Consider the following 20,814-nt stretch of genomic DNA (forward strand, 5'->3'; position numbering starts at 1 on the left):
ATAGCTGTAATGATGAAACTCACCCACCAATACCTGCTTGGCCTCGGGCTTCTGGTGGCGGTTTTCGGCCTGGTGATTTTCGGCATTTGGCACCAGCTATACAGTAGCCAGCAACAGGCACTGCTGACTCAATCCGGCCTACTGCTCAACCGACAGATCACCCAATTTGAACTGGCCTTTGAAGAGATCCACTCAGACCTCCGTTACCTCGCCAACATTTCACATATACGAAATCTCCTCCGAGAGGAGAATCAGGCCCATGAGATCCGTTCCGCCTCCCGGGAATTGCTGGGTTTCAGCACAAAGAAAAAGCGTTATGACCAAATCCGTTTCATCGACAACCAAGGCATGGAGAGGATTCGTATCAACTACAACAACGGCGTCCCGGAAACCGCACCGCAGGAGTCACTGCAGTCCAAGGTACACCGTTACTATTTCACTGAAGCCATCGGCATCGCACCGGATCATATCTACACTTCACGCTTTGACCTCAATATGGAGCATGGCGAGGTGGAGGTTCCGCTCAAACCCATGATTCGCTTTGCAACCCCGGTGACTGACTCAACCGGTAAGAGGATCGGCGTACTTGTGCTGAATTATCTTGGCCGGCAACTGCTGTCGGATCTTCAGGAAAACGTCAGTGGCTTCGAGGGGCATGCACTTCTCCTCAATAAACAGGGTGGTTACATCATCAGCCACATCAGGGAGTTGGCCTGGAATTTCATGTTTCCCAACCAACCTCAGGTGGACTTTCAGGCGGCATTTCCGGACGCCTGGTCCCATATCCAGGCAGAGGGCAATGGCCAATACATCAGCCCAAAGGGACTGTTCAGCTTTGCCCGTCATTCAAGTCACAGGCAGCTCCCGCCGTCCGATACTCCCGGTGACCGAAGTGACCATCTATTCATCCTGGTGCACTACATCGCTGAAAACCAGCTTCGGCGGAGAACCACCCGCGAACTACAGGAACTTCTTCCTGCACTAGCACTGTTTGCCCTGGTGCTTGCCATCGCCATCGGTTTTCTGCTCTGGAACCGGTCGAAACAGAAACAGTCGGAACAGCAGATCCTGCACTTGCACCAGGCAATCAGTGATGAACGCGATCTCTTCATGGGAGGCCCTACTACGATCATCCGGTGGCGATATGCTTTTGGCTGGCCGGTGGACTATATCTCCACCAATGTAGAATCCCTGCTGGGCTACCCGGCAGCACGTTTTTTCAGCGGGGAACTGACACTCTCGAGCATCATCGCACCCGACTTTCTCCAGCAGGTTGCGGATGAGACCGAGCAGACCCGAAGCCTGAGCTCTTCCTGGTTCGAGCGAACTCCCTATCAGGTGGTGACCGCTTCAGGAGAACGTCTGTGGATCCAAGACACGACGACCGTCATTCGCGACCAACAGGGCAGAATCACCCATTTTTTCGCCTACATCAACGACATCACACCGTTGAAAAACGCGGAAGAGCAGTTGACCCGCTCCCGTGACTACATCCAGAAGGTACTGGATACCATTGCCGACCCCACCCTGGTGATCGACATCAACGACTACAGCCTGCAACTCTCCAATCAGTCCGCTCGCAACACCTATTGTGGCGGAAACAAGATACCTGCAGGCAGCACCTGTTTCCGGCTCTCCCACAAGCGCGACACGCCCTGCAGAGGCAAGCATGATCCCTGCCCCATCGAAGCCATAAGAAAGACCGGAGAGGCAGCCAGCGTTATCCACAAGCACTTCAGCAACGACGGCGAGGTGATCTACGCAGAGGTGAGCGCCACGCCGGTATTTGACGAGACCGGCCAGGTTGCACAGATCATCGAGTCCCACCGGGATATCACCCATCATGTGGAGATACAGAACCAGTTGAAGCAACTGGCGGCTACGGACCGGCTGACCAATATCTACAATCGAATGAAGTTTGATGATGAGCTGGAAAGCCAGATCAGGTGGGCGCGGGAAACCGGCAATCCACTCAGCCTGATCATGTTCGACATAGACCATTTCAAAAGCGTCAACGACACCTTCGGGCACGATGTCGGCGACGAAGTGCTGAAGCAGATGGTATCGATCGTGCAACAGCGCATTCGCAAGAGCGATATCCTGGCCCGCTGGGGAGGCGAGGAGTTTATGATCATCACACCCCTGGCTGATGCCGAAGTCTCCCGCAACATCGCCGAGCATCTCCGGGCATGGATATCTGACCACAGCTTTACTACGGCAGGCAGGATCACCGCCAGTTTTGGCGCCTCTTCACTAAAGGCAAAAGATACCGCTGAGACCTTGACCAAGCGGGTCGATGCCGCGCTTTACGCATCGAAACAGAACGGCCGCAATCAGACTACACTTATCAACTGAGCCCCCGTGGGGGCATTAGATAGTGCCTGTTCAAAACAAGCATTTGGAACGCAAAGAACACTGAGAACCGCAAAGGATGCAAGTTTACTTAATTGAATTATAAAATTTTCTTTGCGTATTCTGCGTTCCTTTTGTTCTGTTTCAGGACAGAAACCGGATAGCCGCGTAATAACTAGGCTTTTTGCCTCACGGCAGGATGCGACTCCGATGATTTGTTATCATCCGCGCAACCACATCGGGTTGAAGCCCGATTCTCGTCTCTATCTATCGAATGGAACCCATAATGAATAAAACGATCAAATTTCTCGGCACCCTAACAGCGGCGGCACTACTCACCGGCTGCGGCGCCAGCGAGTACAGCCCCTCCATCACCACCACCCCGGCAGAGATGTTCGCCGACGGCTGTCAATCCTGTCACGGGGAAAAAGGCACCGGCAAGTTCGGCCTGCTGTTGCGGCTCGCCGGATCAGATGAGTCAATCGAGCATATCGCGGCGAAGATCGAAAAGGGCGGCATGGTGATGTCCAGTTTTCCCGGCATCAATACGGCACAACGCCTCGCTTTGGCAACCTATATAAAAACCCTGTAGGCCAGATCAAGCGTAGCGGATCGGGCATTTTCGAATTGTCATGACCCATGGGTTGCCGGTTCCGCTACGTTTGAACCAGCCTACCCTGACAGCCTGGAATCACCCGCCCCAGCGTGGCAAAAGCGCATTTTCCACGCCCAGATGATCCAACACTCTGGCAACCATGAAGTCGACAATATCATCGACCGATTCCGGATTGTTGTAGAAACCGGGGTTGGCCGGCAGTATCACCGCCCCCATTCGCGCCAGTTTCAACATATTCTCCAGATGGATCTCCGAGAAGGGGGTCTCCCTGACCACCAGAATCAGCTTGCGCCGTTCCTTCAGCATCACATCGGCGGATCGCTCGATCAGGTCATTACTGGCGCCACAGGCGATGGCGGAGAGAGAACCCGTGGTGCAGGGACAGACAACCATCGCTGCCGGCGGGTTGGAACCACTGGCCACAGGCGCCATCCACTGCTGCCGTCCAAAAACCTGCAATTGACCTTCTGCCGCATTGAAGCGTTGTGCCAGTATTTTTTGTGCTTCGGTGGGCTGGGCGGGCAACTCCAGGTCCGATTCCATCTTGAGCACAATCTGCCCGGCCTGTGAAACCATCAGATAGACGTTCCGCCCCGCACCAATGAGACACTCCAGCAGACGTAGCGCATAGGCACTGCCTGAGGCACCGGTAATGGCAAGCGAAATGGGGCCGTCTTTTGGTTCCATATTTACCCTCTATCTTTCCCAAGCACATCCAGCAAACGCTGATGGATGCCCTCAAAACCGCCGTTGCTCATCACCAGGAGGTGATCACCCGGCTCCACCATTTCTGCAATACTATCGATAATGGCCTGCACCTCATTGAATACCGCAACCGTCCCGCCCAAAGGGCGCAGCACTGCTGTCGCATCCCAGGTAAGATCATCCGGCGCACAGAGTAAAACCCGGTCCGCAGCCTTCAGCGCCCCAGCCAGCCGGTCGGCGTGCACACCCCGTTTCATGGTGTTCGATCTGGGCTCCAGTACCGCAATAATCCGGGCATCCCCCACCTGATCCCTTAAACCCTGGAGGGTAGTCTCAATGGCGGTAGGATGGTGGGCAAAGTCATCATAAACCCTGACTCCCCCGATCTCTCCCCGCAGCTCCATGCGCCGTTTCACATTGCGAAAATCACTCAACGCCTCGATTGCCGTCTTCGGCGGCACTCCGGCATGACGCGCCGCCGCCAGCGCAGCCAGTGCATTGGAGACATTGTGACGACCGATGAGGTCCCAGTTCACCCGTCCCACCCGCTCACCATTGCACACCACGTCGAAGCGACTGCCGTCCCGACTGTTGTTTTCAGCATGCCAGTAGGCTTCGAGTTCGGGATCAAAATACTCCACCGGGGTCCAACACCCCCTGTCGAGCACCTCGCCCAGGTTACCGTCATAGAGCGGCGTTATGATCAACCCACTGCCGGGCACCGTGCGCACAAGATGGTGAAACTGACGCTGAATCATCTCCAGGTCATCAAAGATATCGGCATGATCGAACTCCAGATTGTTCATCACCAGGGTGCGGGGGCGATAGTGAACAAACTTGGAGCGCTTATCGAAAAATGCGGTGTCATACTCGTCCGCTTCAACGACAAAGAAAGGGGTATCCCCCAGGCGGGCCGACACGCCAAAATTTTCCGGCACACCGCCGATCAGAAACCCCGGCGCCAATCCGGCATGCTCCAGGATCCAGGCCAGCAGACTGGCGGTGCTGGTTTTGCCGTGGGTGCCCGCCACCGCCAGCACCCAACGCCCCTGCAATACATGCTCTGCAAGCCACTGGGGACCGGACGTATATGGAATGCCCTGATCGAGCATCGCCTCAACCGCTGGGTTACCGCGGGACATGGCATTGCCCACCACTACCTGATCCGGCGCCGGTTGCAAGTGCTCGGTTTTATAACCCTCCTGGAGCCGGATGCCTGCCGCCTCGAGTTGTGTACTCATGGGTGGATAGACATTGGCATCAGAACCACTGACCGTATGACCAAGTGAACGCGCCAACAGCGCGATGCCGCCCATGAAGGTGCCGCAGATACCGAGGATATGAATGTGCATCAGGTTACCGGAAAGAGTCTGACTACCATCGACCAGGCAAGCATTGTATAGAGCACCCCCAGGGCCACCCCGATATTCAGAGTCAGGCCAAAGGTGTGGCGAATGATGTGTCCCAGCACCACGATGCTCCAGATAATCAGCAACAGCAGCAACAGGCCCGCTTCAGTGGAATCACTGCGGTGACTCCAGGCCACCAGGGGCAGGGCCAGCAGGCCGAGCAGCAGCCCACTGCCCATCAGGGCGGTGGCCGACTGTTGAAATCGTCCTCTCAGACGGCGGGTTCGCAACGCCAGATAGAGAACAGTCAGCATCAGGAAGGTCTCGAAGAGGCTTTCAATCAGCGCCAGGCCTGGGCCGTGCCTCGCGTCAACGATCATCAGCAGACTGACCAGGATATTCAGCAGAAATGTCCCTGCCAGAATAACGCCGGACGCCGGCAGGTCCTGTGGCGCAGCACGCAACAGACAGAGATCGACAAAAAAGTTGAGCAACGCCTTCATTCAGCTCCCGCCTGAATTCATCCAGTGACGCATCATACCATCAGCCCGGGAACGATCTATTCTTCTGCATCTACCCGAACAGATTGGCCATCCTTCATCTCCGCATCAGGCACTGAAACAACCCGCTGTCCTCCACTGAGTCCTTCCAATATTTCCAACTGGCGGTCATTGCGCAGGCCCAATTTCACGACACGGCGTTTGAGCCTATTGCCCTCGATGAGAAACACATAATGAGACCCATTCACAGCCTGCAGCACGCTGAAACGGGGCAGCATCAACGTGTTCTGGCTGCTACCGGTGTGGAAACGTGCCTGTAACCGGTAACCAACCCCTATCTTGTCAGGATGCTCAGACAGGCCAACCACTACATTGACCCGCTGCTGCTCCACCCCGAGAGATGAGCGCTTGGTAAAACCCGCCGGCTCAATCCGCTTCACTACGCCTTGGAGGCGCATATCACCCGCCGTCAATTCAACGGAAGTCCCAACACTGAGCCGCATGGCATCACGGGTCAGCAGATCACTCACTACCTCAATATCGGCAGGGTCCCCGATTTCCAGCAACAATTGTCCAACTAGAAGACTCCCCTCCCCTTCACTATAACGGTGCAGCACCACACCACTCACCGGGGCGCGGAGCTGCGCCAGATCAAGCTGATACTCTGCCCGCGCCAACCGGGTGCGGGCTTGGGCCAACTGCTGCAGGCTCACCTCACGCTCAAGCTGTTTTCGGCCCAGCCACTGCTCGACATACTTTGGTCCCAGCTTGATCGCGGTAAAGAGGGTATTCAGCGCTGCCTGGATAAACTCTTCCTGCTTGAGGGAGATTTGTGCCGTCTGCGCTGCCAGTACCGCATTATCCAGCTCCTGCTGCGAAACACTGCCCTCCTTCGCAAGCTGGGTGTTCCGCTCCCTCACCTTTTCAGCCCAGGCAACCCGCACCTTCTCTGCATCGACTTGGGCATCCGCCGCACGCAGAGCATCCCGGGTGGCCTCCACCGTTGCGGTCATCTCAATTGCCAGGGTCTTTTCGATCTCATCATAGGCATTGATGCGCAGCTGTTGCTCCATCTCTGACACCGCCGCCTGCGCCTCCTCGACGCGCAGTTCAAAAGGGAAACGGTCAATCATCGCCAGCGGCTGCCCGACCTCGACCCTGTCCCCCGGCAGCAGGTCGACATGACCGATGCGCCCTTCCACCGGCATGGTCACACGATAAGTGCGGGCCAGCCGGGTCCGGGCCGGTTCAGTGAACATGCTGGAGATTCCGCCTTGCACCGGCGTCACTGCCACCACTTCCAGCTGCTGACCACAACCCGACAACAGCAACAGGCTGAACGTTACGAAACTTCCGATGACAACAGTTGGCTTAGACATGGTTACTCCTTGACCTTGAGGCTTTCCAGCCAGTCGAGCCGGGACAGGATACGAAAAACGAGCCACTGCGCCAGCAGGACGAACAGCAGCATCAGCAGCGCGCTGACCACCAGAGAACCTGGCAAAATCACTGCGGGAAACCGGTAGAGTTCAGTGCTGTAGAGCAGCGACAGCCCTTCACTCAACTTTACCCCGGCGTAGAGCCCAAGCAGAATCCCTATCCCGTTCAGAAGCAGGCTCTCTCCGGCAAACAGGCTGGTGACCTGCAGAGGGGTATATCCCAATACCCGCAGGGTGCCTACCTCCCGTTCCCGTTCACTCAATGAGACCAGCGCAGTGTTGAGCACACTACCGAAGGCGATCATGCCGGCGAAAACCACCATCACCACAATTATGCTGCCCATGGTCTCGCCGAAGGTGGCGTCAAGTTGCGCCAACGCATGCCGACGCTCACTCAACCCCAGAATCGCCGGGCGCTCTCTAATCCGGGAGAGCAGTTTTTCACTCATTTCCCCGCCCACGCTGTTGGCCAGAAAACGGTTTGCCACCTGCTCTTCACCCAGCAGGCGGCTCAGATAACCGATATCAGCATAAGCGGAGAGACCGAGAAAACTTTCGACCACCGCACTCACCTCAGCCACCACCTGTTCACGGCGCCCTGTAAGCGGCCTCAGGGTCACACTGTCACCCGGCTTCAGTTCGAGAATCTCGGCAAGCTTGCGGGTCAACACCAGTCCCTGTGAAGGCACATCAACCCTTTTCCCGAACTGGTCCAGGGGGGTATGCAGGCGATTGTCCGTCGGCAGACCTGTAATGGCGATACGCTTCTGGCGCGCCCCGTTAGTCAGGTCGCAGGCAACCAGCAGCTCCGGCTGGGCCAGGGTAATCCCGTGCAGACTTTCGATCTCCGTCAAAGTCTGCAGATCAACCGGTTCACGCAGACCGATGCTCAGATCCTGATGGGAGACCCGCTCAAACTCATAACCCATCAGGTAGTCCAGTGCATCGACCATGCTCAAGGTCGTGAACACCAACGCGGTGGCGATCAGGCTGGCAAACAGACTCACCAGCGAACGGAAGGGATTGCGAAACACCGAGCGCAGGATCGAGCGCCAGCGAAAATTCAGTCGCCCCCAGAGAAATCCCAGTTGTTCCAGCAGAATGTGGCCGCCTGCCTGGGGGGCCGGAGGGCGCATAGCCTCCGCAGGCTGCAAACGAGTCGCCCGCCAGACACCATAACCACTACCGGCAAGGGCAAACAGCAGGCTGATCATCAATCCAACCAGGGCGATATCTCCATAGAAGTGGTAGACAAGCCCCGGCAGTTCGTAAAACTCACGATAGATCGCCACCATCTCCGACTGCAACCAGACACCAAGCGCTATGCCCAACAGGCCGCCAACACAACCCACCACCACGCCATAGGAGAGGTAGTGCCGGATCAGGCTGAAACGATCATACCCCAGAGCGCGCAAGGTACCGATGATCGATCGCTGTTGGTTCACCAGGCGACCAATCAACACATTGAGCACCAAAGCACCCACGCCGAGAAAGATCATCGGCAGGATTCTCGACTGCACCTCAAGCCCTGCAAGTTCATCCTGCAGGAAACGGAACGAGGCCTGCTCGGAGATCGGGGTGGTCAGGGTCACGCCAAAGGGGTCGAGCCGCAGTGCTATCGCCAACAGGACGTTCTTCACCTGCGTGGCATGTCGGCTACTGAGTCGTCCGAGCAGTTGATTATAGGCCCCGTCCAGATCACTTCTCGCCTGCAGATAGCGCTCACCAAGATAGATCACGCCAAAACGCGCCGGATCGGGCGCCAGCCCACCGCTGGCCGGGATCAGGTAGACAAACTCGGGTGACTGGGCAGTCCCTACCACCAGCAACTCCTGCCGGCTTTCGAGCAGCAGTACACCGATCCGATCACCCGGTTTCAATCCGTGGGCCACTGCGAAGGCATGATTGAGAATAACTTCAGCCTCCCCGGGGGCGGAGATAGTACTACCGGAGCGCATCATAAGATCATTGAACCGGGGGCTTGCATAATCCGGCAGAGATAGGGCAACCCCCTCAATCGGCCGCACGACGCCAGGCAGATCGATCATCACCGATTGTGAAATCCGCCCCTCTATACTCACCACCCCGTCGAGTCTTACGATCTCCTCCACCGCCCATGAAGGGGCACGCTTCAGATCCACCACAAAGTCGCTCAGGCGATAATCTCGATAGTAGGCGTCTCTGGCACCACCCATATCGCGCCAGACACCCGCCATCCCGACATAGGCACCGACACCAATCGCAATCACCGCAAACAGGGTCAGAAGCTGCCCTTTGCGCCGCCAGAGGTCGCGTATCAATTTATGGCGCAGCACCCGGCTCACCAGGTGACCTCATCCACCGGAACCGGCCTGGCATTCTCCTGCAGCGAATGGATACCCCCGTCCCGGATGGTGGCAATCCGATCGCCAATACCGGCAATCGCGCTATTGTGGGTAATCAACACCAGGGTCTTGCCCAACTCCTCCTTCAGACGTATCAGCAGCGCCAGAACCTGACGGCTGGTGGCCAGATCCAGCGCACCAGTCGGCTCATCACAGAGCAGCAGTTTTGGATTGCCCGCCAGGGCGCGGGCAATGGCGACGCGCTGCTGCTCCCCACCACTCATCTGCGAGGGGAAGTGATTTTCATATCCAGCCAGCCCCACAAGCGCCAGCGCTTCCCCAGGATCAAGCGGATCGCTGGCTATCTCCGTGGCAACCTGGACATTCTCAAGCGCCGTCAACATCGGCGCCAGGTTGTAGAATTGAAAGACAAAACCAACCTGGTGCCGCCGGTATTCAGTCAACGCCTGATCCGTCGCCTGCGCCAGATCTCTCCCTTCGTACAGCACTCTCCCGCTGGTGGGATGATCCATGCCGCCGATAAGGTTGAGCAGGGTGCTCTTACCCGAACCACTCGGACCGATGATGACCATGAACTCACCGTCGAGAATATCAAGAGATGCATCCCGCAGCGCCGGAACCTCCACCTCTCCCATGCGAAAGATACGACTGGCATTTCTCACGGATAACAAAACCTTCCGTTCCATTGGCATCCATATTTTTGCAGGGTGGTCAGCTCAGATTATAGGCCACGAAGCCTCATGCAGGCAGGATCATGCGTAGCGGATCAGGCGCAAGTATTGGCCTGACAAGAATGCTTGCCGGTTCCACTACGCTTGAACCGGCCTACCCAGAATCAATATTCAAAACAATAAAAAAGGCCGACAGAGACTGCCGGCCTTAAATGAGGCTGTTACACCTCAAGAGGGTTTATGGTTATTCAGTCGGCAGCAGCTGCCTCCGGCTCGTTCTGACCTACAAAGAAGCTGGCGATGTAGAGCAGCAACCCTATCAGGAATACCACGCCGGCAATCTCACGCAGCCAGTAGAACAGTGCGATCTGATCCTGCACCGCCATGAACGACTGCGGGTTTTCGCCCATACGCTGCAGATAGGACTGCAGGATACCCGCGCCGGTCAGGAACAGGGTGATGAACACGATAGACACCGTCATCAGCCAGAACGACCACATCTCCACCACCTGCGACTTCGCCGGATTTGCAGCGTTGCGGCCGCGCAGCAGAGGCATCGCGTAGGAGATCATTGTCAGGCTGATCATCACATAGGCACCGTAGAACGCCATGTGACCATGAGCCGCAGTGATCTGCGTACCGTGAGTGTAATAGTTCACCGGGGAGAGGGTATGCAGGAAACCCCACACGCCAGCGCCCAGGAATGCCATCACAGCAGTACCCAACGCCCACAGGATCGCAGCCTTGTTGGGGTGCTCACGGCGACGCTTGTTCACCATATTGAAGGCAAACACGGTCATCATGAAGAAGGGGATCGGCTCCATTGCGGAGAAGATCGAACCCCACCACTGCCAGTACTCGGGAGTACCGATCCAGAAGTAGTGATGACCGGTACCGATGATGCCGGTGATCAGGGTCATGGCGATAATGATATAGAGCCACTTCTCGATCACCTCACGGTCGACGCCGGTGGTCTTGATCAGCACGAAGGCGAGGATGGCACCAAGGATCAACTCCCAGACACCCTCAACCCACAGATGCACGGTCCACCACCAGAAGAACTTATCCATAACCACATTGGTCGGATTGTAGAAGGCGAACAGGAAGAACACCGCCAGACCAACCAAGCCCAGCAACAGCACCAGATTCACCACGGTCTTGCGACCCTTCAGGATGGTCATGCCGATATTGAACAGGAACGCCAGGGCAACTATGACGATACCCAGCTTGGTAATGGTCGGCTGCTCCAGGAACTCACGTCCCATGGTAGGCAGCAGCTTATTCATGGTCAGTTCCGCCAGGGTGGCGTAGGGCACCAGCAGGTAGCCCGCCACGGTCAGCGCCGCAGCCACCAGGAAGATCCAGAACATCAACGTCGCCAGCCAAGGGGCAAAGAGTTCAGTCTCAGCCTCTTCCGGCACCAGATAGTAGGCCGCGCCCATAAAGGCCATCAGCAGCCAGACGATCAGCGCGTTAGTGTGGACCATACGGGCCACGTTGAACGGAATCTCGGGGAACAGAAAATCCCCCATTACGTACTGCAGGCCGATGATCAGGCCGAACAGGATCTGTGCCGCAAACAGGGCGATGGCTGCGATAAAATAGAGCTTCGCAACCGATTGTGATTGATACTTCATCGTTATCCTCTCCCCTTAACCCTGGATATTCGGTGGCCAGTTGGCTGTGTTGATTTCTGAAACATACTTCAGAAACTCGGCAATCGCGGTCAGTTCTTCATCATTGAAATTGAACTGAGGCATACTGCGGCGACCGGGAATACCATCTTTCGGGCGGCTCAGAATGAAACCCTTGATCGCATCGGTCGAATTGCCAAAACGCTTGTAGACGTTACCCAGCTCAGGCGCGAAGTAGGCACCCTCCCCCAGTAGTGTGTGGCAACCAATACAGTCGTTATTCTCCCAAAGCGCCTTGCCTTGAGCGATCACCGGACCCAGCTCCCCCTCCAGGGCCGCCCGGTTATCACGGTTTGGAAGCTGCCCCATAGTGTCAAAAGTCAGGGCGAGAAAAAGTAGAAAGAAAAAAGCGCTACCACCATAGAAGATGTTGCGCGCCATCGATTTAGTGAAGGCCTCGGCCATGTGATTACTCCTTTGCATGCAGACTTGCGGGGTAAATTAGAAAATATTAATAGATAGCAAGGCTTTGACCTTGATCAAGTTATGGTTTTGGAGGGCTATTTGCACCACGCCCCCTGTTCGATCCAACGCATTAGCAGACTGGTATTCGGGTGGTCACTCTCCTCGCCCGGATTGATACCAGGCGGCATACGATTCTCCGTCAGGCGCTGGTAAAGCCGGCTCTTTTCCGCCTCGTGTGGAATAACAATAGGGATACCCGGCCTGCCTTGTTTTTTGTTGGTTCGGGAGAAGGCCCCCGTCATAATTGCCTCATGACTGCTCAGGTTGACCTCATTGAAGTTGGGCGGGTCCCTGAATCCTGCATGGCAGGAGATACATGCGATATCGGAACCAAATGCCGTGGGCTCGACAAAGAGCGGCAGTACGCTGGTCTTAAAAAACTCGTCATCAGCCGCCCCGCTGTCGATCCACTTTTTGACCTTTTGGATACTGTCAGTATCAGTCGGGTGCAGGAAAGAGACACCCAGCGGCATGCGGTTATTCCTGAGCTTATGGACCAGGCGACTCTCCATTGGCTTGCCCGGTGAAATGACGGGTCTGGCCGGGGCTTCAGTGGAGCCTCGCAGAATACCTTCACAACTGGAGAGGTCCAGTCCCCGGTAACTCCGTGACGGGTCATTGGAGCTGTGACAAACGATACAGGCCGGTCCATTGCCAAAGGCGTTTGGCGTCCGCATCAACGTGGCAATATAATCATAGGTGATAGGGATATTTCCCTGCAGAACCAAGGCCTTGACCGCATCGTAATCCCCTTCGATCTTAAGTTCACCCAAGCGGATCTTGCGCCACATCTGATGGGTAACACTGGCTGGATTCGCTACCTCATCGGCAGCCGACAGTGCCGCTGAAAAAAACGGCGATGAACAGCCAACGATCAGAGCAGCAACAAAATGGAGTGTGCCTCTATACTTTTTCGAATCACCAAACACATCTTTCTCCTGATTTGGCAGAATGACCCTCGCCAAGCCGATTGCAACAAAGTTCACTGCCGGGCAATATGACTGAAACCGTATGCCTTGTCTATCGATGTAAAACCGGAGCAGATAGTTGATTTTACCCAGACTCTTTTTTGTCGTGCTGGTCACGCTGATACCGTTCTCCTCAACCTACGCCAGCGAAGAGAGGGAAATACATCTGCAACTCCCTCCCACCTCTTTGGCGCAGTGGTATAAACCAGCCAATAAACGACACGTCTGGCTACACAACATGTTCAAACTGCGCCGTGAGATGCTGGCGGTCTCCGACTATTTGGCACTGGAAGACCAGGCGCGGCTCAATAAGTGGACCACACGCCTGGCGCAGCACTACCGCAAGATTGGCGAAATGGTGCCGGAGTGGCGGGATGAACTGGAACTAGAACAGATGGACGCACTGCAAAAGGCGGCAGAACAGGGCGATTACAAACAGGCTGCCACCACACTGAGAAAAATTGGTCTAAGCTGCCGTTCCTGCCATCGGGACTATCGCGCCGTAGCTACTGCACTCTATCGTAGTCCGGACTTCAGCATAGTTAAGGTCGAAGATACTGAAACATTGGAGGAGGAGTCTTTTAAAAGGGTAATGGAACGTCTCACCCTGTTGCTCAACCGAATCAAGATCGCCAGTGAGGATGAGAGAAAACAGACGGCACTCGATAGCCTGGACGGTCTTCGCCAGCGGCTTGAAGACCTTGGACAAAGTTGTGAATCCTGCCATAAGGACAAAGCCCAAAAAGCAAGAATCCTCGGCGCTGAAACAGAGAAATCCCTGGCAGCGCTTGAGCTGGCGATCAAAGCAGGAGAGATAAAGCAGACAGGACGCCACCTGGGAACACTGGCTGTCCAGAGCTGTGCACGCTGCCACAGCGTGCATCGCACCCTGTATGACATCAAAAAGGTGCTTGCACCTTAAGCGAGGCTGAAATGGCCCCTCCCCATTGATGTATATCATGATTTTTTCGAATAAAAACGGGTAGACTCCAGCCTTGGTGTAATGCAGGTATATTTACACTCAGCATAGGTCCGCAGAGATCTGTCGTTGTCAGCGCCGCTGATTGGTGTTTACAAGGGGACATCGTCACGATGATCAACCATTACCCTCCGGCCTCCAGGCGCCGGATGTATCGCTTTAATTACATATTTCTTAGCTTCTCTATCCTGATTCTGGCACTTGGCTGGGTAACAACAACCCTGGCCTCTTCAGATCCAAAAATCGAAATGGGCATCTCCGAATATACAAAAACGGATGAACGCCATGCGATCATCAAACCCAAAAAAGAGAGCAAGGCAACCACTGATCATACAAAACTGAAGGAGCTTCAAGGCCCGTTTTTTAGTGGCCCTGAAGTGACCAAAGCCTGCCTGGAGTGTCACAACACCGCAGGTCATCAGTTCATGAAAAATAAGCACTGGACCTGGGACTACAAGCATCCTAAGACTGGCCAGCACCTTGGCAAGAGTGTATTGATCAATAACTTCTGTACCAATGCCAGAGGCAATGAGGGCATGTGCGCCCAGTGTCATGCCGGGTATAACATGGACAGCCCGGATTTTGACTTTACAAACCAGGACAACATCGACTGCCTGGTCTGTCACGAATCCACCGGCACTTACTACAAAACACCCACATCAAAAGGCAACAAGGCCTGCTCCGTCATGTTTGAGGGCAAGCCAGCCATCGACTGGGCGGCGGTTGCAAAAAGCGTTGAGATGCCGACTCGCAACAACTGCGGTAAGTGCCATTTCTATGGCGGCGGCGGCGACAATGTGAAACACGGCGACCTCTCATCTGTACTGTTCGACCCACCCAAAGACGTCGATGTACACATGAGTGAAGCCGGTGAAGGCTTTTCATGTGTTACCTGTCATGTGGGCGAAGGTCACGAGTGGGCCGGCAGCCGGTACGAGATGCTGGTCAACGACGAGACTGGCACCGGCAAACCTGGCATGCCACGCGATGTTGCTTCATGCGAAAGCTGTCACAGTGCATCACCCCATCCCATCACATCGGTCCAGGGGATCAAGCTCAACAGCCATACTCAAACAGTTGCCTGCGAAACCTGCCACATTCCGGCCATTGCCCGGGGCGGCGTCGCGACAGAGGTCGATTGGGACTGGCGCACCATGGGCAAACTGAAAGATGGCGAGGGCTTCAAGCTGAAGGAGTACACCCAGGGGGATGGGCATCACCGCGCCACCTACAAGTCGATCAAGGGCACCTTCACCTATGCTGAAGACCTTGAGCCAATGTATGCCTGGTTTGACGGCACTATGAACTACACCACGATTGCCACCAAATTTGATCCATCAAAAGGCCCGATCGACATCAACAGTTTTTCCGGTTCCCATGATGACCCTGGTTCACGCATCTACCCGTTCAAACGCATGCATACCACTCAACCCTACGACAAGGGCAACAACACACTGCCCTATATGCATCTTTGGGGGAATGATGATAGTGCACTCTGGGGCAACTACGATTTCGGCAAGGCCATTGAGGCCGGAATGAAGAAAAACGGCATCCCTTACAGCGACGAATGGGGGTTTGTAGAAACCTACTCCTACTGGCCCATCAATCACATGGTGGCGCCCAAAGACGACGCACTGAGTTGTTCCAGCTGTCATTCACATGACGGCAGACTCGATCACCTTGAGGGTTTCTATATGCCGGGTAGAGGCAAGAATGAAATGCTTGATCTTATCGGTTTGTTGGCAGTTCTCGGCACCCTGGGTGGGGTACTTGGACACGGCGCGTTGCGCATGATCGCCACCCGCAGGAGGAAAGTCTGATGACGATGCATAAGATTCTGGTCTTCAAGCGGTTTGAACGACTCTGGCACTGGAGCCAGATGGCGCTCATCTTCACCCTGCTGTTCAGCGGATTTGCAGTACATGGGGTCTATAGTCTGATCGAGTTTGGCGATGCTGTCACCGTACACACATGGGCCGCACTGGTGTTGTTGGCGCTCTGGGCATTCGCCGTCTTCTGGCTCTTCACAACAGGACAGTGGCGTCACTATATTCCAACCGCTGATAACTTCATCAATGTTGCGCGCTTTTACGCCTTCGGCATTTTCAAAGGGGAGCACCACCCCTATCGCAAGACCTACCGGCGCAAACACAATCCTCTTCAGGCGCTGACCTATCTTATGGTCAAGATCGTGATCTTTCCTGCGATCTGGATATCCGGCATCGCCTACCTGCTGATCAGTTTTGGACAGGGGGAGATTTTCAGCTGGATAGGACTTGGACCCATTGCACTCGCCCATACCATCGCGGCCCTCGCAGTCCTGCTATTTGTCATCGCCCACGTCTATCTGCTCACAACAGGCCATTCATTTATCGATCATGTGAAACCGATGATCACCGGCTACGATGACGTTGAACTGTCGAATGAGGAGCTGGCCTATCTGAAGGCAGATGAACCCGGGGTGCTTAAAGAGGGCGATTAGCAAACCGCCGAAAACAGAAGACTCAGCGCAAGATCAGGCGTTGGGTCTTCTGTTGATTTAAGGGGGATCTAACTGAGGTGCCCCTCTGTATCCTGGCAGTCTCCCTGACGCTCTTCCATCTCTACCAGGTCTATGTCTATCCAATCGAGGAGATTCTTTGAGCAATGGCCAAAATGGCTCTCACTTAATCCCTGTTTTCAACCAAAAGCTCTGAACCCGTTTACTGAGTATCAGGAACTGTTTTTGTCAGGCAGAATTTCCGTCCCGGCAGTCTGTTCAGTGAACAGGTGAACATCCCGCTGCGGAAATGGGATGGAGATCTCTTCCGCATCGAAACGCTCCTTCACCGCCCTGGTGACATCCCAATAGACATCCCAGTAGTTCTCTGCCCGAATCCAGGGGCGGCAGACAAAATTCACCGAGGAGTCCGCCAATTCATGAAGCCGGACCACAGGCTCCGGATCTTTCAGCACCAACTCATGGGATGAGAGGATGTCCTCCATGATCCGTTGCGCCTTGCCGACATCGTCCTGATAGCCAATACCGAAAACCATGTCTACGCGCCGCTTGTTTGTCGCAGTGGCATTGGTTATCACATTGCCCCAGATGGCATTGTTGGAAATGATAACGGACTTATTGTCGGGTGTTTTAATATGGGTAGAGAGAAGATTCATCGAAGACACTTTACCCAATACACCGGAGACCTCGACCAGATCACCTACATCAAAAGGGCGGTAGAGCAGGATGAGTATGCCACTGGCAAAATTACCCAAGGAGCTCTGCAGGGCAAAAGCTACAACAAAGCCCAATGCGCCGATCACCGCGAGGACCGGGCCGATATTCACCTCAAGCGCCGCCAGACCGATAAGAACACCTAGCACGATAATTCCCCGGCTTATTGCTTTCGCAAGGAAGTCAGACAACAGTGCAGAAGTGTGACGCGAAGCGTTGAACCCTCGTTCTGCTGCCCGCCCAACGATGACGGAAAGGAAGTAAAACACCAGCACCGTAACAAAGAAAATAGCGATATTCTTACCCCAGCGCAGGCCACCTTCCTTGGATATAAACCAGCCTTTGAGGGCAGCCGATGTAGCGTCAACATCGGAGACATCGACCTTAAGGCCTGATACGGCTTTGATGTACTGCCTGTATTCCGTGATCGGCTCCTCAGCTGCTCCCTTCTCTTCAAATGCGTTGATCACCAGATTGGCGCGATCGATCAACGCGGTCCTTTCCGCATATAACTGATTGACGTGCTCAAGCAGTGATTTCCGGATCTCCGATTTCGAATCCGCCAACTGAACTGCTGCGTCCGTTACCTTTTTCAAGGTCTCCTGATCCTGAAGTTCCTTTGTGTCTATCTTGTCCAGTTGTTTGGTGGCGGACTTTTCATCCTGGAGTATCTCTTTTCCCGATTTACTATCGACTCTGGCCTCTGTTTCACTTTTTTCGAGGACCTCCTTGGCGATACTGGAATCCACCACATCCTCTGTCTCCTCCTGATCCCCCATGACCTCTTTTATCTGTTTGTGAGCCTCGGCAACCGCCGTCTCTGCCTCCTCCTGGCTGGCAGCTGTCGGCTCAGACTCCCCCTTTGTGGCCTCAGGAACCTCCTCCATAGCCTCCTTGGCATCTTCCAGGGCATCCAACGCCTCCTCGACCGCCTTCATTTCGGTTTTCTTGTGTTTGGCAACCAGCTCCTCGCCGCTTATCTCCTGGACTTTGCTCTTCAACAACGTCATCCATCCCTTTGCCTCCTCGGCAAGTTCACAGCGAACCAAAGGTTTAAGGCGTATTTCAAGTTCATCCAGGGGGATCTGTGAGTCTTTCGTGGTCAGTGCTTCAGTGTTGGGAGGACATTCGAGTGAATTGGCCATGCCAACGCTTGCAGCCATGAGAAGAAGGCTGATCATTGTTACTTGCTGCAACCACAAACCACTCTGTATTTTCATCGAACGACTCTCCATAGAGTTGGAATCAAAGTCTTATTGTCGCTAAATCCACGCCCTTTCAAATGTTTAATCGGTAACAGATGACGTTTAAATTATGGTCCCTTTTATTTCGATTTTCATTGGGGGACAGCAACCTCCGCCCCCGCCCAACAACCCCTGTGGGCTTATTCAATGCTTTGCGGAGTTGGTGTCGAGTTGATACCCATCCGTCAGCGTCTTCATGAAGGCAACGATGGCATCTATCTCGCCATTGGTCAGACCCAGATTGCCCAGTTCCTTTATGTTGACGTTTTCTGCCACTTCCGGCTTGCCCCAGTCAGAGCGGATATCCCGGGTGCTGTAGAACATTACGACTTCACGCAGGGTTTTCAGTATTCCATTATGCATGTAGGGTGGCGTCAGCGCGATATTACGTAGCGTGGAGACCTTGAATTTCCCCTTGTCCACATCACGACCCGTGGTCTTCGCCAGACCGATATCGATCACTTCGGCACCATTGGAATTGAAGCGGGCGGGCTGGCTGTAGAAGGGGTTCTCGTCATTCCGCGGTACCCCCAGATTGTCATAGGTGAAATCAGTAAACAGGGGTGGCTGACCATTCTCTCCCACCTGACTCGTGTGGCAGGCGGCGCAGTTACCCTTATCCCCGGCATCGAACAGTTCCAATCCACGTTTCTCCTGCCTGGTCAGTTCAACCTTGCCGGCGAGATAGTAGTCATACTTGGAGGTAAAGGGGTGGAATCGCTCGCTGCGTTCAAAGGCGGCGATGGCTGTTGCAATGTGATCATATGCCTGCTTCACCACCTTGAGGCTCCCCTTGCCAAATAAGCAATCAAATTCTTTGGCGTAAGAGGCCTGCCGGACCTTCTCAACGACTGCAGCAGAATCCGCGTTGGCCATTTCAACCGGGTTCAAGAAGGGGCCTTTGGCCTGTTCTTCCAATGTGGCGGCTCGACCGTCCCAGAATTGACCACCGACGTACAGCCCCTGCTTTTCGTCAAAGTGGAAGGCGGGACTATAGAGCGCATATGCCGCCGTAGGCGTGTTGCGGTCGCCGAAACGGTCGGGATGCACCCCACGGGAAACCGGCAGTTCGCGGTCAGGATCGGCAAAACCGGCTCCCGGCAAGTGGCAGCTGGCGCAGGACTGTCCGGGCGGATTGGAGAGATTGGCGTCAAAAAAAAGCTTCTCGCCCAGAGAGGCAGCTGTTGGAGATGAATCTGCCTGCGCCAAGGGCATAAAGACCAAAACTATGGAGGCAATGGAGAATAATTTCTGCTTGGCCATGATTTTCTATAGCTCGATAAAGGATTAATCGGTTAAATTATCCGGGACATCCTTCCAAAACGCATCGTAAAATATCAATCTGGATGATAGGGGATGCCCATTAAACATCTCCTCTGCTCAAACCAGCAGACAGCTATTCGCCCCGATTCCCCCAACGCGTGGCAAACTCACGATACTCTCCCCACAAGCCACGCTTCTGATCAAACGCCTCCCCCTCCATCTTCTTCAACCGGCCCCGAAAAGCACTGTCCAGTGGGTAACGATTGAGCACCACCGCATAACCATCAGCCACCATCTTCTCATTCAGGCTGTTGCCCTGCTCGTCCAGCACCACCAGGGAAATACGCCCATATTTATCACGGCGATTCAGATTCCCACTCAACATCACTTGTTGGCCTGGGGACACAAGACTCTTGAGATGAGAGGTCGACGCATTGCCTATCGACAACAAAACATCCTCACTCAAACCGGTACGCTGGGCGTCTCGTTGCAACTTGGGATTAGGGGTATCTTCCGGAGCATCGATTCCAGCCAGCTGTATACGCTCAGTGCCGCTGGTTAGTTCCACAACCAGCGTGTCGCCATCCTCTATCTTCTGTAACTTATAACGCTGATCTTCCGCAGCTGCAGCGGCCATACTGAGACAACCGGCACCAAGCAGTAGAGCAAATTTTCTTAGCGAAATATTCATAAAAACCCCGTGAACCTATCTTGGCAACCAGAAGATAAAAAACAGACAGAAGACGGCCAATGCAATAAAAAGCAGAACAAATTTTTTCCGCGCCCCGGCACGATAACCTTTTTTCTGAAAGTGGGAGACTGCGCCGCAATGAGGGCACTCGGCAATATCTTCCGCTATCTTTTTACCGCAGTAGAGACAGTTTACTTCGCCCAATCGGTTATCCCTCTATATTAAAGCAAGCATAATATGTGGGTTGCACCCGACATTGTCACATTTAGAGAAACCACACCCCATGCCAAGTGTCACTGCGAACCCTGAAACTTGAGTT

18 protein-coding genes are annotated in these 20,814 nt (G+C 54.6%); 5 read left to right on the forward strand and 13 right to left on the reverse strand.

Annotated features, from left to right (window positions below; translation table 11 throughout):
- Positions 1–9: 9 nt before the first annotated feature.
- Together HPY30_06780 and HPY30_06785 are read left to right on the forward strand one after the other, a co-directional pair.
- Positions 10–2,355: a diguanylate cyclase gene (locus tag HPY30_06780; GenBank protein ID QYZ65719.1), complete on the forward strand. Its 2,346-nt coding sequence runs from the start codon at positions 10–12 to the stop codon at positions 2,353–2,355.
- A 283-nt stretch (positions 2,356–2,638) separates the two neighbouring features.
- A complete protein-coding gene (locus tag HPY30_06785; GenBank protein QYZ65720.1) occupies positions 2,639–2,944 on the forward strand; it encodes a cytochrome c in 306 nt (101 codons plus the stop codon).
- 99 nt (positions 2,945–3,043) lie between these two features.
- Here the strand turns inward: HPY30_06785 and HPY30_06790 are convergent, their stop codons facing one another.
- The 9 genes from HPY30_06790 to HPY30_06830 all read right to left on the reverse strand — a co-directional run bounded on the left by HPY30_06790 (position 3,044) and on the right by HPY30_06830 (position 13,221).
- Positions 3,044–3,655: a UbiX family flavin prenyltransferase gene (locus HPY30_06790; protein QYZ65721.1), complete on the reverse strand. Its 612-nt coding sequence runs from the start codon at positions 3,653–3,655 to the stop codon at positions 3,044–3,046.
- Between the two features lie 2 nt (positions 3,656–3,657).
- Positions 3,658–5,025 carry a UDP-N-acetylmuramate:L-alanyl-gamma-D-glutamyl-meso-diaminopimelate ligase gene (gene mpl, locus HPY30_06795; protein ID QYZ65722.1) on the reverse strand — a complete coding sequence of 456 codons (1,368 nt, stop codon included), beginning with the start codon at positions 5,023–5,025 and terminating at the stop codon, positions 3,658–3,660.
- Positions 5,025–5,525, reverse strand: a complete 501-nt coding sequence (locus tag HPY30_06800) for a hypothetical protein (protein ID QYZ65723.1) — start codon at positions 5,523–5,525, stop codon at positions 5,025–5,027. The genes mpl and HPY30_06800 overlap by 1 nt, the downstream gene beginning before the upstream one ends.
- A gap of 56 nt (positions 5,526–5,581) precedes the next feature.
- The gene (locus tag HPY30_06805) at positions 5,582–6,901 is read right to left on the reverse strand and encodes an HlyD family efflux transporter periplasmic adaptor subunit (GenBank protein ID QYZ65724.1); all 1,320 of its coding nucleotides are present in this window, start codon (positions 6,899–6,901) and stop codon (positions 5,582–5,584) included.
- Between the two features lie 2 nt (positions 6,902–6,903).
- Positions 6,904–9,285 carry an ABC transporter permease gene (locus HPY30_06810; protein QYZ65725.1) on the reverse strand — a complete coding sequence of 794 codons (2,382 nt, stop codon included), beginning with the start codon at positions 9,283–9,285 and terminating at the stop codon, positions 6,904–6,906.
- On the reverse strand, positions 9,282–9,992 hold the full coding sequence (locus tag HPY30_06815; GenBank protein ID QYZ67937.1) for an ABC transporter ATP-binding protein: 711 nt from the start codon (positions 9,990–9,992) through the stop codon (positions 9,282–9,284). The genes HPY30_06810 and HPY30_06815 overlap by 4 nt, the downstream gene beginning before the upstream one ends.
- A gap of 233 nt (positions 9,993–10,225) precedes the next feature.
- Positions 10,226–11,614 (reverse strand): nitric-oxide reductase large subunit, encoded by a 1,389-nt coding sequence (locus HPY30_06820; protein QYZ65726.1) that lies wholly within the window; start codon positions 11,612–11,614, stop codon positions 10,226–10,228.
- A 15-nt stretch (positions 11,615–11,629) separates the two neighbouring features.
- Positions 11,630–12,076 (reverse strand): cytochrome c, encoded by a 447-nt coding sequence (locus tag HPY30_06825; GenBank protein QYZ65727.1) that lies wholly within the window; start codon positions 12,074–12,076, stop codon positions 11,630–11,632.
- Positions 12,077–12,171: 95 nt separating this feature from the next.
- A complete protein-coding gene (locus HPY30_06830; protein QYZ65728.1) occupies positions 12,172–13,221 on the reverse strand; it encodes a hypothetical protein in 1,050 nt (349 codons plus the stop codon).
- Positions 13,222–13,342: 121 nt separating this feature from the next.
- On the opposite strand from HPY30_06830, the gene HPY30_06835 reads away from it, so the two are divergent.
- From HPY30_06835 to HPY30_06845, 3 genes are all read left to right on the forward strand, one after another.
- A complete protein-coding gene (locus tag HPY30_06835; GenBank protein ID QYZ67938.1) occupies positions 13,343–14,026 on the forward strand; it encodes a cytochrome c in 684 nt (227 codons plus the stop codon).
- 206 nt (positions 14,027–14,232) lie between these two features.
- Entirely contained in the window at positions 14,233–15,903 is a 1,671-nt protein-coding gene (locus HPY30_06840; GenBank protein QYZ65729.1) for a tetrathionate reductase family octaheme c-type cytochrome, read from the forward strand.
- The gene (locus HPY30_06845) at positions 15,903–16,565 is read left to right on the forward strand and encodes a cytochrome B (GenBank protein QYZ65730.1); all 663 of its coding nucleotides are present in this window, start codon (positions 15,903–15,905) and stop codon (positions 16,563–16,565) included. The genes HPY30_06840 and HPY30_06845 overlap by 1 nt, the downstream gene beginning before the upstream one ends.
- 230 nt (positions 16,566–16,795) lie before the next feature.
- Here the strand turns inward: HPY30_06845 and HPY30_06850 are convergent, their stop codons facing one another.
- The 4 genes from HPY30_06850 to HPY30_06865 form a co-directional block, all read right to left on the reverse strand.
- On the reverse strand, positions 16,796–18,517 hold the full coding sequence (locus tag HPY30_06850) for a mechanosensitive ion channel (protein ID QYZ65731.1): 1,722 nt from the start codon (positions 18,515–18,517) through the stop codon (positions 16,796–16,798).
- Between the two features lie 168 nt (positions 18,518–18,685).
- Positions 18,686–19,804 carry a cytochrome-c peroxidase gene (locus HPY30_06855; GenBank protein ID QYZ65732.1) on the reverse strand — a complete coding sequence of 373 codons (1,119 nt, stop codon included), beginning with the start codon at positions 19,802–19,804 and terminating at the stop codon, positions 18,686–18,688.
- Between the two features lie 133 nt (positions 19,805–19,937).
- Positions 19,938–20,495 carry a thermonuclease family protein gene (locus HPY30_06860; GenBank protein ID QYZ65733.1) on the reverse strand — a complete coding sequence of 186 codons (558 nt, stop codon included), beginning with the start codon at positions 20,493–20,495 and terminating at the stop codon, positions 19,938–19,940.
- A 15-nt stretch (positions 20,496–20,510) separates the two neighbouring features.
- Positions 20,511–20,699, reverse strand: coding sequence for a protein nirD (locus HPY30_06865; GenBank protein QYZ65734.1), 189 nt, complete (start codon positions 20,697–20,699; stop codon positions 20,511–20,513).
- Positions 20,700–20,814: the final 115 nt, after the last annotated feature.

Source organism: Gammaproteobacteria bacterium (ex Lamellibrachia satsuma), assembly GCA_019623805.1.
Lineage (GTDB): Bacteria > Pseudomonadota > Gammaproteobacteria > Chromatiales > Chromatiaceae > QGON01.

What these genes read in the sequence shown, in the direction of transcription:
- HPY30_06780 (QYZ65719.1), top strand. Translation starts at nt 10, where the DNA reads ATGATGAAACTCACCCACCAATACCTGCTTGGCCTCGGGCTTCTGGTG.
- HPY30_06785 (QYZ65720.1), top strand. Translation starts at nt 2,639, where the DNA reads ATGAATAAAACGATCAAATTTCTCGGCACCCTAACAGCGGCGGCACTA.
- HPY30_06790 (QYZ65721.1), bottom strand. Translation starts at nt 3,655, where the DNA reads ATGGAACCAAAAGACGGCCCCATTTCGCTTGCCATTACCGGTGCCTCA.
- mpl (QYZ65722.1), bottom strand. Translation starts at nt 5,025, where the DNA reads ATGCACATTCATATCCTCGGTATCTGCGGCACCTTCATGGGCGGCATC.
- HPY30_06800 (QYZ65723.1), bottom strand. Translation starts at nt 5,525, where the DNA reads ATGAAGGCGTTGCTCAACTTTTTTGTCGATCTCTGTCTGTTGCGTGCT.
- HPY30_06805 (QYZ65724.1), bottom strand. Translation starts at nt 6,901, where the DNA reads ATGTCTAAGCCAACTGTTGTCATCGGAAGTTTCGTAACGTTCAGCCTG.
- HPY30_06815 (QYZ67937.1), bottom strand. Translation starts at nt 9,992, where the DNA reads ATGGAACGGAAGGTTTTGTTATCCGTGAGAAATGCCAGTCGTATCTTT.
- HPY30_06820 (QYZ65726.1), bottom strand. Translation starts at nt 11,614, where the DNA reads ATGAAGTATCAATCACAATCGGTTGCGAAGCTCTATTTTATCGCAGCC.
- HPY30_06825 (QYZ65727.1), bottom strand. Translation starts at nt 12,076, where the DNA reads ATGGCCGAGGCCTTCACTAAATCGATGGCGCGCAACATCTTCTATGGT.
- HPY30_06835 (QYZ67938.1), top strand. Translation starts at nt 13,343, where the DNA reads ATGTTCAAACTGCGCCGTGAGATGCTGGCGGTCTCCGACTATTTGGCA.
- HPY30_06840 (QYZ65729.1), top strand. Translation starts at nt 14,233, where the DNA reads ATGTATCGCTTTAATTACATATTTCTTAGCTTCTCTATCCTGATTCTG.
- HPY30_06845 (QYZ65730.1), top strand. Translation starts at nt 15,903, where the DNA reads ATGACGATGCATAAGATTCTGGTCTTCAAGCGGTTTGAACGACTCTGG.
- HPY30_06850 (QYZ65731.1), bottom strand. Translation starts at nt 18,517, where the DNA reads ATGAAAATACAGAGTGGTTTGTGGTTGCAGCAAGTAACAATGATCAGC.
- HPY30_06855 (QYZ65732.1), bottom strand. Translation starts at nt 19,804, where the DNA reads ATGGCCAAGCAGAAATTATTCTCCATTGCCTCCATAGTTTTGGTCTTT.
- HPY30_06860 (QYZ65733.1), bottom strand. Translation starts at nt 20,495, where the DNA reads ATGAATATTTCGCTAAGAAAATTTGCTCTACTGCTTGGTGCCGGTTGT.